General features: G+C 42.2%; 16 protein-coding genes. 9 read left to right on the top strand and 7 right to left on the bottom strand.

Annotation, left to right across the window (positions count from 1 at the left end; translation table 11 throughout):
• Positions 1-170: 170 nt before the first annotated feature.
• Entirely contained in the window at positions 171-1,094 is a 924-nt protein-coding gene (locus QZW82_RS18920) for a hypothetical protein (RefSeq protein WP_293151072.1), read from the top strand.
• Positions 1,095-1,534: 440 nt separating this feature from the next.
• Entirely contained in the window at positions 1,535-2,806 is a 1,272-nt protein-coding gene (locus QZW82_RS18915) for a transposase (protein ID WP_293151069.1), read from the top strand.
• A gap of 173 nt (positions 2,807-2,979) precedes the next feature.
• On the opposite strand, the gene QZW82_RS18910 is transcribed toward QZW82_RS18915, so the two are convergent.
• Positions 2,980-3,141, bottom strand: coding sequence for a hypothetical protein (locus QZW82_RS18910; protein WP_293151066.1), 162 nt, complete (start codon positions 3,139-3,141; stop codon positions 2,980-2,982).
• Between the two features lie 514 nt (positions 3,142-3,655).
• On the opposite strand from QZW82_RS18910, the gene QZW82_RS18905 reads away from it, so the two are divergent.
• A complete protein-coding gene (locus tag QZW82_RS18905; protein ID WP_293151063.1) occupies positions 3,656-4,249 on the top strand; it encodes a class II aldolase/adducin family protein in 594 nt (197 codons plus the stop codon).
• A 123-nt stretch (positions 4,250-4,372) separates the two neighbouring features.
• Here QZW82_RS18905 and QZW82_RS18900 read toward each other — a convergent pair whose 3' ends face one another.
• Complete coding sequence (locus QZW82_RS18900) at positions 4,373-4,501, bottom strand: hypothetical protein (RefSeq protein WP_293151061.1); 129 nt, start codon at positions 4,499-4,501, stop codon at positions 4,373-4,375.
• A 73-nt stretch (positions 4,502-4,574) separates the two neighbouring features.
• Between QZW82_RS18900 and QZW82_RS18895 the strand changes: the two genes are divergently transcribed.
• Together QZW82_RS18895 and QZW82_RS18890 are read left to right on the top strand one after the other, a co-directional pair.
• Entirely contained in the window at positions 4,575-5,129 is a 555-nt protein-coding gene (locus QZW82_RS18895; protein ID WP_293151059.1) for an Npun_F5560 family protein, read from the top strand.
• On the top strand, positions 5,122-5,775 hold the full coding sequence (locus QZW82_RS18890; RefSeq protein ID WP_293151058.1) for a hypothetical protein: 654 nt from the start codon (positions 5,122-5,124) through the stop codon (positions 5,773-5,775). Before QZW82_RS18895 ends, QZW82_RS18890 begins: the two co-directional genes overlap by 8 nt.
• A gap of 161 nt (positions 5,776-5,936) precedes the next feature.
• Here QZW82_RS18890 and QZW82_RS18885 read toward each other — a convergent pair whose 3' ends face one another.
• On the bottom strand, positions 5,937-6,281 hold the full coding sequence (locus tag QZW82_RS18885; protein ID WP_293151057.1) for an STAS domain-containing protein: 345 nt from the start codon (positions 6,279-6,281) through the stop codon (positions 5,937-5,939).
• A 355-nt stretch (positions 6,282-6,636) separates the two neighbouring features.
• On the opposite strand from QZW82_RS18885, the gene QZW82_RS18880 reads away from it, so the two are divergent.
• The 3 genes from QZW82_RS18880 (at position 6,637) to QZW82_RS18870 (ending at position 8,896) form a co-directional block, all read left to right on the top strand.
• Positions 6,637-7,260 carry a DedA family protein gene (locus QZW82_RS18880; RefSeq protein ID WP_293151269.1) on the top strand — a complete coding sequence of 208 codons (624 nt, stop codon included), beginning with the start codon at positions 6,637-6,639 and terminating at the stop codon, positions 7,258-7,260.
• 223 nt (positions 7,261-7,483) lie between these two features.
• On the top strand, positions 7,484-8,212 hold the full coding sequence (locus QZW82_RS18875; RefSeq protein ID WP_293151056.1) for a hypothetical protein: 729 nt from the start codon (positions 7,484-7,486) through the stop codon (positions 8,210-8,212).
• Between the two features lie 57 nt (positions 8,213-8,269).
• Positions 8,270-8,896 (top strand): Uma2 family endonuclease, encoded by a 627-nt coding sequence (locus tag QZW82_RS18870; RefSeq protein WP_293151054.1) that lies wholly within the window; start codon positions 8,270-8,272, stop codon positions 8,894-8,896.
• Between the two features lie 113 nt (positions 8,897-9,009).
• On the opposite strand, the gene QZW82_RS18865 is transcribed toward QZW82_RS18870, so the two are convergent.
• From QZW82_RS18865 to QZW82_RS18855, 3 genes are all read right to left on the bottom strand, one after another.
• A complete protein-coding gene (locus QZW82_RS18865; RefSeq protein ID WP_293151052.1) occupies positions 9,010-9,909 on the bottom strand; it encodes a type IV pilin-like G/H family protein in 900 nt (299 codons plus the stop codon).
• Between the two features lie 61 nt (positions 9,910-9,970).
• A complete protein-coding gene (locus QZW82_RS18860; RefSeq protein ID WP_293151050.1) occupies positions 9,971-11,005 on the bottom strand; it encodes a hypothetical protein in 1,035 nt (344 codons plus the stop codon).
• Between the two features lie 116 nt (positions 11,006-11,121).
• Positions 11,122-11,535: a hypothetical protein gene (locus QZW82_RS18855; protein ID WP_293151048.1), complete on the bottom strand. Its 414-nt coding sequence runs from the start codon at positions 11,533-11,535 to the stop codon at positions 11,122-11,124.
• A gap of 258 nt (positions 11,536-11,793) precedes the next feature.
• On the opposite strand from QZW82_RS18855, the gene QZW82_RS18850 reads away from it, so the two are divergent.
• The gene (locus QZW82_RS18850) at positions 11,794-12,573 is read left to right on the top strand and encodes a pentapeptide repeat-containing protein (protein WP_293151046.1); all 780 of its coding nucleotides are present in this window, start codon (positions 11,794-11,796) and stop codon (positions 12,571-12,573) included.
• 32 nt (positions 12,574-12,605) lie between these two features.
• Here QZW82_RS18850 and QZW82_RS18845 read toward each other — a convergent pair whose 3' ends face one another.
• Entirely contained in the window at positions 12,606-13,007 is a 402-nt protein-coding gene (locus QZW82_RS18845; RefSeq protein ID WP_366665051.1) for a Uma2 family endonuclease, read from the bottom strand.
• Positions 13,008-13,223: the final 216 nt, after the last annotated feature.

Here is a 13,223-nt window from a genome sequence, read left to right as displayed (position 1 = left end):
ATTTTTCAGCAGTCAATTTCACTCACAAGAAAGAGACTATCGCTCTTTGGTTTGGGACTAGCTGCAAGCAAAGTGAAAGTTATGATTTGACTATCAAAATGGGAAATTTACGTTTTAGATCTTCAGCAAATCAGTACAGATGGATTGCCTTAGGCAGTTTCGCTGTAATTATGGGTATTTCAGGGGCCCTTGCCTACCGCCTAGCTCCGCCGCCCGGATTCATGGCCCAAGGCACTCTCACTTCTAACAATCCGCCGGTTAAATTTTCGAGCACCGGCACGACAATTCTCAAGCAGGGAGAACAACTAACTCCAGATGTTCTGCTGGCAGATAATGTTGTCAAAGCAGTGGCAGATGCAGTTAAACTGTCGCCACAGCAAGTTCGACAAAATGCTAGCGTCCAGATTTCTAAGCCGGAACAACCGCTAGAGATTGCTGTTGGGTATCGATCGCTCGATCAGCAGCAAGCAATCAAAACAGCGGATATGTTGATGAAGGGCATGGTTGAAAAAAGCCGGCTGATTAACAGATATCGCTGGCAATCAGTCAATCAGACGCTCAACCAACGCTTGGCACAAGTCACTCAAGACCTGAAACAAGCTCAGCAAAAACTCGACCAATACGAAAGAGAGCGCGCTCGCCTGTTGCAGCAAATGAAGCTTCAGCAAGACGTTTACAACAAAACTCAGCTTGCGATGGCGGATACGCAAGCCTCGGAAAAAGAAATGGTGAGCAGTTTGGCCGCCGCTACAGCGCCACAAATTGTGGCGACGCCCACGAGCGATCCAACTGTGCCTCTGATTGTGGGAGTTGGCCTGCTGTTAGCGATTTTGGTAAGTCGCGGTTTGATTCCTTCAGTGGCGGATTGGAGGAACAAAGCAGCTTTTCAGCGAGAAGAGAGCGAAAGGCTCCAAAGTGCTTTGTACCGACTGATCAAGGAAGGCAGCGGCGAAATCACTCTGGTACGGTTTGCGATGGAGACGCGGCTGTCGCCGGATGTCGCCCAGCGTTTTTTGAACCAACAAGCTGAAGTCTTTAATGCCAACTGTGAAATTAAAGACGACGGCAGCATTTTGTATCATTTCCACATTTAAAGGGCTGCGGGCGCGAGCCCTCCACAGAAGAGTTTAGCCGATCGAGCAGTGGCTCGATCGGCTTGCTTTTTTGGGGCGAGCAGATGTTGCAGGAACAACGCTTCTACCATTTTTTTAAAGTTATGACAGACTTTAGCAAACAGGGAAAGTGTATAAATTACAATGTCTTGTCATCCTCGAACTCTATCGGATCTTTAGAAAAATGGTATTATAAAACTTCATTCAGTTTGTAAGCAGGGATAAGCGATTGTGGTATCCTGTAATCAGGATGTTAAAAATAAAACTATCAAACTACGCTAAAACAATAATAAGTTACACAACCGCATGGGGAGGCGTCCAAGCCCTCTGGCATTTGCCACATCCGGCATGACAGACAGAAAGTGGTTTAATTATAGTTGACTACTCCCCACAATCGCCGAGCCCAAAGAAGGAGGTTCAGAATGCAGCTAACAGAACGTCACATCATCAAATCTACCGAACACCGTTTTGCTCAGATTGACGAACTAGCCTTCAAATCGAAGAATCTTTATAATGCTGCCAATTATGCGATCCGTCAAAGCTTTGTGTATGGATGGGGCTACATCAATTACAACGAAATGAATCGCCTCATGAAATCTCACGAAGCTTACAAAGCAATGCCCGCAAAAGTAAGCCAGCAAATCTTGATGTTGTTAGATAAAAACTGGAAATCTTTTTTTGAAGCTCTCAAAGCTTACAAAAAAGATACCTCTAAATTTACTGGTCGTCCCAAACTACCGAAGTACAAAGATAAAGTAAAAGGTCGAAACATCCTCGTTTATACAAAGCAAGCGATTAGTAGCAGACAGTTGAAAAGTGGAATTATTAAACTTTCGGGTACTGAGATCTCAATCAAAACCAAAGTAAATCCCGAACAAATCTGTCAAGTTAGATTGGTTCCCAAATGCGATGCTTATGTAATTGAGGTAATTTACGATGAACCGGAGTCCACCGCTAGAATTAACAACTTCGTAGCTAGTATTGATTTGGGACTGGACAATTTAGTGGCGCTAACATCAAATCAACCGGGATTTATCCCTCTTTTGGTTAACGGGCGACCACTCAAATCGATTAACCAGTTCTACAACAAACGTAAAGCCCAATTGCAGTCTCAATTAAAAGGAAATAGCCAGACATCATCACGTCTTGGACGCTTGACCCGGTGTCGCCACCAAAAAGTAGATAATTACTTGCATCACACCAGCCGATTAATCGTCGATATTTTGACGGCGCATCAAATTGGGACGCTAGTAATTGGCAAAAATGCACAGTGGAAAACCAGAATTGACCTGTCCAAACGCACTAATCAAAACTTTGTCAATATTCCTCACGCTAGACTAATTGAGATGTTGGAATACAAAACTCGATTGGTGGGAATTAAAGTGATAGTTCAAGAAGAGTCTTACACCTCTAAGTCGAGCTTTTTGAACCTAGATCCAATTCCTGTTTACGGACATATTGATGCGTCGAATGTCATATTTAGTGGCAGGCGAATCAAAAGAGGATTGTACAGAACATCAATCGGTCAATTAATTAACTCTGATGTTAACGGTTCTTACAATATCCTCAGAAAAGCAATCCCAAATGCCTTTAGCAATGGGATAGAGAGCTGCGTAGTTCAGCCGAGGCGGGTCAATCCGCTCAAAGTAAAAGCGAAGGGGGAGGGACTCGAAGCCTCTCATGTCTATAAATGACTATACTTTTACCAGCTATTCAGTTAGATGACAATACGGTTTGCTTAAGATTGTCCTTCGAGAGGAACGAAGCAATCTCCGTATCTATTTTTCAGAGGATTTTACCTCCAGGGCGCTATACCAGTAAACGGTATTGAGTTAGATGACAATAGGGTTCAGGGCCTTAACTGAACTCATTGAGCGATACGATCAAAGGGAATATCAATAACAACGAGGGTTTCAGCTTGTTTTTGCCAGCGGTAGGTCTTAGCTGAACCTGATGGCGTTGTATGAGAAAAGGGAAAACCAACACTAGCAAGGCTTTCGGCAATTAACAACTCCAGATCGGCTGGCATTTGTGTTGATTTGGTAAACTTTTTTGATTTTGTGTTCAGCTCACTTAAATATCTATATAATAAAAAATAAGTAAATGTACGGTTGATTTTACCTAAGTTCCCGGATAAAGGACTACTCGATCGTTAAATATTGTTGAGAGGGTTAACAACCTCAGTAGAAATACTGTAATCTCAAGCAATAACTTGTTGAGGGACGTTAGATAGTTTCACATAAGAGACTCGATCTAGCAAGAGCCAAGAATCAAACTCCCAGCCTGAAAGCGTGTGTTTTTACCTTCCACTTTTGCAATGACCTGTTGAGGCTAGACTTATGATGTTTGGAATAATTTGTTCTTCTTGCGTAGTATACTTTTTGCTAATGTCGATCGCCAATTACGGTGACACAGGAATGTAAATTATTGAAGGCACTCAGGCACTCTCGACAGAAGGCAGCAGACAAAAAAACAGTTTGACAACTTCGGTGAAGTCTCAGAACCTGACTTGTGTGTCGTGGATTTGCTAGGAATAAAAATAGATGGATGAAGGAGTCGTTAAGTACCGCTGCGAATGGCAAGAGGCAAATCCTTTAGCTGCCGAGAACATAGCAGATTTGATGGACTGGCGCGATCGACTCCACTCTTGGGGACTAATAGGCGTCTACGAAAATAGTATTGGTTTTGGTAACATCAGTATCAGAATTGGCAATTCTTGCCAGTTCATTATTTCAGGCACCCAGACGGCACACTTGCCAAATCTGGGGCCTGAATTTTATTGTACTGTTACCGAATTTAACTTAGAACAAAATTTCCTCGGCTGTCGCGGCCCCGTACCAGCTTCGTCGGAGTCGCTAACTCACGCTGCACTGTACCTTCGCAGAGATGATGTGCGTGCGATAATTCACGTTCACAATCCTCAACTGTGGCAGCAACTGCTGTTTAAAATTCCTACTACTAGAAAAGAGATACCCTACGGTACTCCTCAAATGGCGCTAGAAATGTTTAGACTTTTTGAGGAGGAGAATTTGGCCGATCGCAAAATTCTGGCCATGGCCGGTCACGAGGACGGAATTATCTGTTTTGGCAGTACCTTGGATGAAGCTGGGAAAGTGCTCTCGGGGGCGATCGGTTAGACTTGAGAATTCGCACTCTTGCCAGAAAAAGCTAAGAAACCAGGTTTCTTGACAAAAAACCGACGATTTTATGTAATTTCAGTTCAGAAAAAGAATGCAACTATCAGCTCGCGCTCCAAACCCTTACCCAATCAGTAATTCCCAATCTAAAATATAAAATTGACTGACGTTGGTGCCGATCGGGGTTAAACTAGGCTTGGCCGTTGATGTGTCACCGATCGCTCTAGCGACTGCGGGTTCAAAACTTTTCAAGTACCTCTTGCCTCTGAGGTAAGGTAAAGATATTTTAAAGAAATATATAATATCGTAAAAACTGAGGGTCATTGTGAATCAGACTAAACTTGTAAGCTCAAAAGAACTGCAATCAGAGGTATCTCGTCTGACCGAAGAGCTGCAAATGCGCGACCAATTGGTGCAGCAGTTATCTCAAGAACTTTTCAGACTGGTCAAGGGAAATTCCAGTTTTGTGCCGGCGCCGGAAGTTTCCGATCGCCACCAAGCTCAAATGCAGGCGATGCGAGAACAATTGCAAGCCGTGGAAGAGCAAGTTGGTTTTTATCAAGAACAAATCGCCGAGCGCGATGCTGAGGTTTACCAACTGCGACAGTCGGTGCAAGAATTGACCGATCGCTCTAGAATGCTCGAACAGGTGGTTCAGGAATTGCCGGGAGTTTACCGCCAGAAGTTTGCTGAGCGGATCGAGCCGATTAAGGAAAAGTTGCAGCAACTGCAAAAGGAAAACAACCAGTTGCACACTGAGTTACAGAGCGTGACTTACCGTCTGGCGGTACGCAACCGCAAGGCTAAGGGCCTGGATCTGCCCAGCGTCGATCCTGAGGACGATCGCGGTATTCAAATGCCGAGCTTTGGCAATGCCTAAAGTTTGGATTGTAGCAGGCTACGAACAAGGCTCGGCCGATCGCCTCAAGGCTGCGATCGCTCAATCGGATCCTTTAACTGAAGTCGAGATATGTGCGGTTTCTGAACTCAATTCTGGCGCGATCGCTCTTTCGGGGGCGATCGTTTGCCCTTTGACGCTCGATGTTCCGCCCAACCTGGTTTTTCCGGGTCAAAATCTGTTTCGATTTGCTGCTAATGTGTCGGCTGCGCGCGATCGAGTGGCTCAGGAACTACAAGTGCCCGTCGGCGATGGCAATTTTTGGCTGCCGGTGGTGTTGACGGCAAAGGGGCCGCTGTATGCTGAGGCGATCGCTGGGGAATCTGACAAGTTGTCGGGCGAGTTGACTTACTCTCAACCGCTGCATTTGTCTGATGTTTGGCGGCAGCAGTTGTACGAGTTGGCTTACCGTTTGCTCGTGGCTCTTTTAAATGCGCCGCCGGCGACTTATTTGATGCAGTTCGGGTTCGTTGGAGACAGGATTTGTTTCGATCGACTTTTGCCTTTTCCGGCTGCACCTGCGATCGCTTCGGTCGGCGTTCAAGTGCCGGATTTATTTGTTTGTCATTGGTATTGCTTGACAAATAAGCCTATTTACGACCTACAAATTACTTCTTTATGTTCGTAGTGAGGACTTTAGTCCTCTCTTGACTAATAAATTACGACCTACAAATTACTTCTTAATGTTTGTAGTGAGGACTTTAGTCCTCTCTTGACTAATAAATAAGGACTAAAGTCCTTACTACGAACATAATTATGGGCAATTAACCGGATATCGCTTGATTTTTATTAAGCAACTAAAGCGGGAGTTTCTGTTGAGATAATTTGCTCGAAACTGTCAAAAATTTCAAAGAGTTGGTCGAGTTGAGTAATTTCAAAAATGAGCCTGACTGTGGATGAGAGGTTGCAGATGACGAGGCGACATCCCCGGTGGCGGGCGGCGTTGAGTCCGCCGACTAGGGCGCACAAGCCGGAACTGTCGATAAAATCTACGTAGGCCATGTCTATTACCCAGAGTTGAGGGCGATCGGGCAAAATCTCGGCTAACTGTTGCTGGATGAGGTTGCCTGCTTGGGAGTCGAGGCAGTTGTGAGGTTGCAGGATGATGTGTTCGTTGAAGTTGGAAAATTCCATAGCAGTTATCCTACGATTGTAAAGTATGAATAAGTGAATTCACTTGCTGAAACGTCTCAACAGCATCAGCGGATTTTAGCTAAGGTTTGTAGGATGCGCGATCGGGACTGCTGTGAAAGCACAGGCGATCGCCGGGAGTGATAAATTTAGTAGGATGCCTTGATGGCAATGGGCGGAACGCAACCGCAACTATTCTCATATTTATCTATAATGCGTTGAAGGCTATTTTTTTGTTTGGCTGGCGATCGCAAGTGTAGTGTGTTTTTCATCACAGCGAAAGATTGCACTATTGGCCGAATCGAGCCAATATATAAAAGTATTGAGCTTTGCAAAAGTTTACGAAGGCAATATCGAAATGTCTTTTGAGTTTTTATCGTTAGAGACTATTCAGCAATTAGCGCGAGATTACGGCTACTGGGCTGTATTTTTCGGGATTTTGCTAGAAAATCTGGGAGTCCCTCTTCCAGGCGAGACAATTACGATTGCTGGCGGGTTTTTAGCCGGCAGCGGGGAACTGAATTACTGGTACGTGCTCGGAAGCGCGATCGCCGGTGCGACTGTGGGGGGAAATTTTGGTTATGCGATCGGCAGATACGGCGGCTGGCCGCTACTGCTGAAGCTGGGAAAAATTTTCCGCTTTCGGGAAGAACAACTGTTTGACTTAAAAGAAAAGTTTAGCGAAAATGCGGCTAAAGCCGTATTTTTAGGCCGTTTCATCGCACTGCTGCGAATTTTTGCCAGTCCCCTAGCGGGTATTGCAGAAATGCCCTTTTTGCAATTTTCATTCTTCAATATTTTGGGTGCCGCAAGCTGGGCATCCGTAATGGTAAGTTTGTCATACTTCCTAGGACAAGTTGTGTCTTTAGAGAAGTTAGTAGGTTGGGCTGCTCAATTTGCGGTAGTTGCTTTGCTATTAACAGTTGCTTGGATTGCAATTCCTATTTGGTTGGAGTCGCGGAATTTGGACAAGACGAAGTAGGGTTGGTACTTGTAGTATCAGTATATCGTCTGATGATGAGCCACCTCGATCCCCCCTAACCCCCCTAAAAAAGGGGGGAATAAGAACACTCAAAGTCCCCCGACTATCCGGGGGATTTAGGGGGATCTAGACTCAGCGATAAACCAGAAATACAAATAGTCTTAGTCTTAAGTTTACACCAATACTCTCTCAATCGCGCCTACATTTATAATAGATAAAAATCATGGGATACACTACAACCTTTGACGGAATATTTAATTTAAATAAGCGGTTATTGGACAGCGAAACTCTTTACTTATTAGAGTTTTCTCGGACGAGGCGAATGAAGCGAAATCCTGAAATTTTGCAAGATGTTCCCGATGCGGCGAGAACAGCCGTGGGTTTGCCTTTGGGCGAAGAAGGTTGCTATTTTGTCAACGAAAGCTGGGATGAAGAGTCGGAATTGTCGATCGTAAATTACAACCGCCCGCCAAAGACTCAGCCCGGATTGTGGTGTAAGTGGATTCCGACTGCTGACGGCGGGGGGATTAAATGGAACGGCATGGAAAAATTTTATGATTATGTGGAATGGTTGCAGTATCTGATTGACAATTTTATCGAACCTTGGGGTTATGTTTTGAGCGGCGAGGTTAATTGGCAAGGGGAAAGCGAAGAAGATGTGGGTACGATCTGGGTTGAAAATAATGTAATTATTTCGCCCGAGGATGCACGGGAATTGTTGAGGTATGCGGTGTCGCCGGTATCGGTGCCAAAGGTGGTTTGGGATTGTTTCAAGACAATGAAAGCGATCGAATTTTCGCTGACAGATTGCAAGATAATTGATAAAGCTGTGGAGTTAGGAAACGGGGAAGCAGCACTGTGGATCAAGGCTAATTATGACAAATATTTTGATGGTATGGAGAGGGGTTTTGAGTTTGAGGGAGAGGTAATTGAATCCATCGATGAGGAGTAGTTTCGATTTAGAGATAATGTGGCTATAATTGTGAGTATCAGCAAATGAGGATTTAGTATGACGGCATTAACAGAAATCCGCGCAGAAGTAGTTGAAGACAAAGTTGAGGATAAAGTACAAATTTATTACTCTCCTGAAGACTATTTAATGCTGGAAGAGGGGGCAAAATTTAGAAGTGAATATCAGGATGGCAGGATAATCCCTATGACAGGCGGAACACCAAATCACAATCAAATAGCTCTTAATTTGAGCGGGACTTTGAATTTTGCTACGAAAGGACAACCGTACCGAGTATATATAAACGATTTGCGTTTGTGGATACCGTCGAAGCGAGTTTATACTTATCCTGATGTGATGTTGGTGGCGGGTAAGTTGGAGTTTGCTGAGGGCAGGAAAGATACGATTACTAATGCGGTGATGGTAGCTGAGGTTTTATCGGAATCGACGGCGGACTATGACAGGGGTGGAAAATTTAAACTTTTTCGTTCTATTCCTAGTTTTCGGGAGTATGTTTTGATCGATCAATATGAAATGCACGTCGAACAGTTTGTGAAGACGGATGATAATAAGTGGATTTTGTCTGAGTATGATGGTGCTGATGCGGTGTTGAAATTGAGTTGTGTGGAGTTTGAGATGTCGTTGGGTGATATTTACGATCGCGTGGATTTTGAGTCGGAGGAGTGAAGGTGATATTCAAATTACCAATTTCGGGGCGATTGGAAATCGCGTCTACACGAACAAAGTCCGCCTGCGCGGACTGGGATAAAAGATAAAATCTGATGATTTTGAGGAAAATTTCACGGTACTAACGAATAGCCAGGAGGACATTTTATATTTGTAGAGTTGGTAGCTGTTGGTTTTCCTGGAAGCTTTTTTGAAGGTTCATTACTTTGACAAAGTATGTGTTCAGTAGTTGATTGACCACTGGCTGTCTTAGCTAAAACTACTATACCTGTATAGTTTCTTATTCCCTCTATCTTAGCTAAGGCAATTGATTGAGCAAAACGATTATCGTTGCCCAAAACAATACTATATGAGTAATTTTCTGTTTCTGACTTCATACCTAGTTGCAATTTATCTATTCTAGATACAAAACGATTGGTTTCGGCGTAAGCAGCTCGTTGTGCTTGATTCATCATACCAACATACATTTTTGCTTCTGTTTGTCTGGCTTTTTTTTGTTGATCTTCGGGATTAGTTACTCTAACATTCGCAGGCAGTAGCGTTTGCTCAGATATTTTCCGAAATACCCTTGTATTGGAACTAAAAGATGTGGGTCGAGATTCTCCAATATTATCTAATTCTAAACGCAACTGACCGTCCGCCGTGAAATCAAAAATTGTCCTTGCGACAATTTTTGATCCTACTAATAGATCTAGATTCTTTGGTTGAGTATTTACGTTAATCTGATACTTCATTTCGGTAGCCGAAGTAGGCGTATCCAACATAAATAACTTTCCTTCCTGTGTGAAAATTAATATTAAAGACTGACCTGAAACTTTTGTTTGCCATTGACCTATCAATTTTTTGGCAACATAGTTTTGAGAAATAGCAGTAGCTACAGAAGTTGAAAAAATTTTAGGATTGATTAAATTCGAGAATCGAAATCCATCTAGCACTAATAATACTGTCGAGCCAGCACAAATTAATGCCCATTTCCAAGGTAGAAGATTGGATTTTTTTTGAGTGATAGTCATATTAATTGCTTTTGAGTGGCTAGAGAAAAAATTGACGAAAAAAGAGAAATTTAATGATTCACTAAGGAGCAGACATAGTAAGAGTGTAATCGGTATCTCTAAGTCTTGACCGTACAAGAACAATGTAATTACCTACTCTTAAATTGGTTTTAATTATTCCTGGTTTTGAGTTAAAAGCAGATGTATTTTCAAGTTGATATTGAATTACTCCTGTTCCATTTCTGTCTGAATACAAAACCATTTCTACTTCGCTATTAACGCCACCTAAAGACAGACTAATGCTCGAAGGATTTGCCAGTTGAAAACTGTAAAATTTCTGTCTGTGTTTTAAATTAATACTCCCGTTTTTAGGAATCGTTTTTTCCTCTAAATAACCAACATTTTCTATTTGACTTGTATTGTTAATTATTTGCAGTGAATATGGGGTCTCTCTAGCTTTCATTTTTACAACAAGAATGTAGCTTCCCACACCCAATTCTTTTTCAATTACTCCTGTTTTTGACTTAATAGCAGATATATTTTCAAGTTGATATTGAATTACTCCTGTACCATCTCTATCTGAATATAGAAACATTTCTACTTCGCTATTCACGTCATCTAAAAATAGGCTGATATTACTGGGATTATCTATCTTGAAACGATAACGATTCTCTAAATTATTAGAGCTAACATTACCAGCGAAGGGGCAAGAATGCTCCAAAGAACCAAGGTTTACGGTACTGCCATTTTGCTCTACTGTGCAGGGCTTTTTGTCAGCAGATAGTTTTACTGGAGATGGCGATGGCGAAACTGGCACTGGAGTCACCGACACAGGAGAAGGAGTTGATGTCGGTGATGGAGAAGAAATAGGCTCTTGTTTAACAGGTTCAGATGAAGGGGGAAATTTGGGGGGTAACGATGGGGTTTCAGTCGTAGCTTTAGATTCTGATGGATTATCACATTTCAGAAAGCCAACATCCACGCCTTTCAACTTACACAGCACTGTATCTCCAAAAAGAAAGGTGGCTGTGCCAATCACAATAGGTACTACTAAAAGACTAACTCCTGCTATTTTTTTCCAAGGTATGGGACTACCACCGCTACCACCAGATGACATTAATAATTTCCTCTTCTACTAATAATTGTTGTTCAGTCACATAGCTTTCTAATAACCAGCCTGATGTTATTGAGAGCGACATCAAGCTAGTACCGTTGATTTTTGCCGAGTTTCACCTAATCATCTTTTATATTGAGATCCTTAAACCAAAAGCTATCCAATATATCATTGCCAAAAAACAATCCTGTGAGCGCCCAACTTCCATCGGTATAGCGCGAGAATTTAGCTTCGCCCGGCCCCGAAAATTTTTTCTCCGTTATTGTGCCAAGAAAGTCTGTTTTAACTATTAAATTGGAAGCTTGTAAGGTAGCTACAGCAGTATTATCTGGATTTTCACGTACTCCTAATATCTGAATTGTGCCACTTCGAGAAGATTTCCATTTATTCACTATTTTTTCTGCTTTACTTGCAGACAAGGATTTATCTTGTTTTATCAAGTCACAGCCAGTAGTTAAAGTAGACAATACTCCTACACTACCAATATAAGATAAGGTAATTAAACTGAATGTTAGCAATTTTTTACTTAACATGAAGCTTCCTGTTAATTAATTATTAACAATATTTGATCGAGGCTGGAATATTCTATGAGACTCCAACACAAACACTGTTTCTGTTGATTAGATTCCATATTATCAAATCCACATCTGTCTTAAGACTCAAAAAAGTAATATAAAAGTATTTTAAAAGTAGTACAAAAGTAATAACCAGGTCTAGAGACCAAGTGGTGGGAGTATTATGCTAAAATCTGGTATGAGGTAGAAATTTTAGCTATGAAGGGACTTTAACATATGACAGTTGACGAAGCCATAGCGATCGCAGAAACAGCCCTTAACTACGATCGCCTCAACAAAGTTCAAGAGATAGTGTTTCGTCAATCTTGGGAAGGGCGGTCTTATAAAGAAATTGCAGCCAGTGCTGAATATGAATATGATTATATCAAAGATGCTGGTGCTAAACTGTGGAAGCTACTTTCAAAAGCACTAGAAGAAAAAGTCAAAAAAGATAATCTCAAGTCAGTATTGAAACGATATTTAAGACGAGGCAAAGTGAATCTACAGCGAAATCTGACGATAGAAGTTAACCTCACTGGTGCAAATCTCAGTGGAGCAAACCTCAGTGGAGCAAGATTATTTGCAAATTTAAGTGAAGCTGACTATGTTCAAGCTGATTTAGATAAAACTATAAACGCTGACGGTGAAACTAAATTATCTGACTCTGAAAACGAAATTGACTGGAACGGTTTTTGCTTTAACTCCGACGCACAAGTGAAAATTGCCGAAATGCTCGATCGCACTTCCACACTCTTCATCCCCAACTCCCAACTCCGACTCGCAACACCGGAAGGTAGACGGAATCTAGAAGCTGACTTTCTGATTTTCCACCAAAACAAGTTAGGAATGCTGAAAATTGACAGTGAATCATCCCATCAAAACACAACAGAAGATGAAATGTGCGGGCTTTCTATAGATTCTAGCATCAGTCTTATCAAACATTACGACGCTACCCGATGCAGCGAACAACCCGATTTAGTTGTGCAGGAGTTTTTGGAAATATTGAGTCAGGCATAGACATGATACCAAATCCTGCCATAATATCCATTCTACTCTTCAGTCTCGCGTTGCGCGGACTTCGTTTGTGTAGTTGCGGTTTCAACCGCCGAATGACTTTCGTTGGTAAAGATTACATCCTCATAGATAGCATCCATGCTAGTGCGAAAATCCACACTAGCTAAGTGAATTTCACTTCCTTGCGTGTAAGAATGTAAAACCCACAACCCCTCAGCATTGCGGCGGAAACACTCTACCCGCTGCCGCTTTTGACTAATTAACACATACTCTTGAAGCGTTTCTAATTCTTGATAATCAGCAAACTTATCTCCGCGATCGAATCCTTCAGTTCCATCAGACAAAACCTCGATAATTAAACAAGGATATTTTTTAAATGATTTAAAAGCTTTGTCCCGTTCATCGCAGCTTACCATCACATCGGGATAGTAATAAATATTCGTAATTGCTCAACCCCCTTGACAAGAAGACAAGATAGACATTAGATAAAGGAATGGAAAAACTCCCCGACCTAAAACAACTATCGAACGAGGCAAAAGAAGCCTTGATAGTAGAGCTATGGGAGAAAATCCAAAAACTCAGTGCAATATTAGCCACCTACGAACCAAAACCAGAGCCAGAGCCATCTCCTAAAAAAACGAGCAAAAATTCTA

Source organism: Microcoleus sp. bin48.metabat.b7b8b9.023 (assembly GCF_013299185.1).
Lineage (GTDB): Bacteria > Cyanobacteriota > Cyanobacteriia > Cyanobacteriales > Microcoleaceae > Microcoleus.
This window is presented reverse-complemented; position numbering and strand designations above follow the sequence as displayed.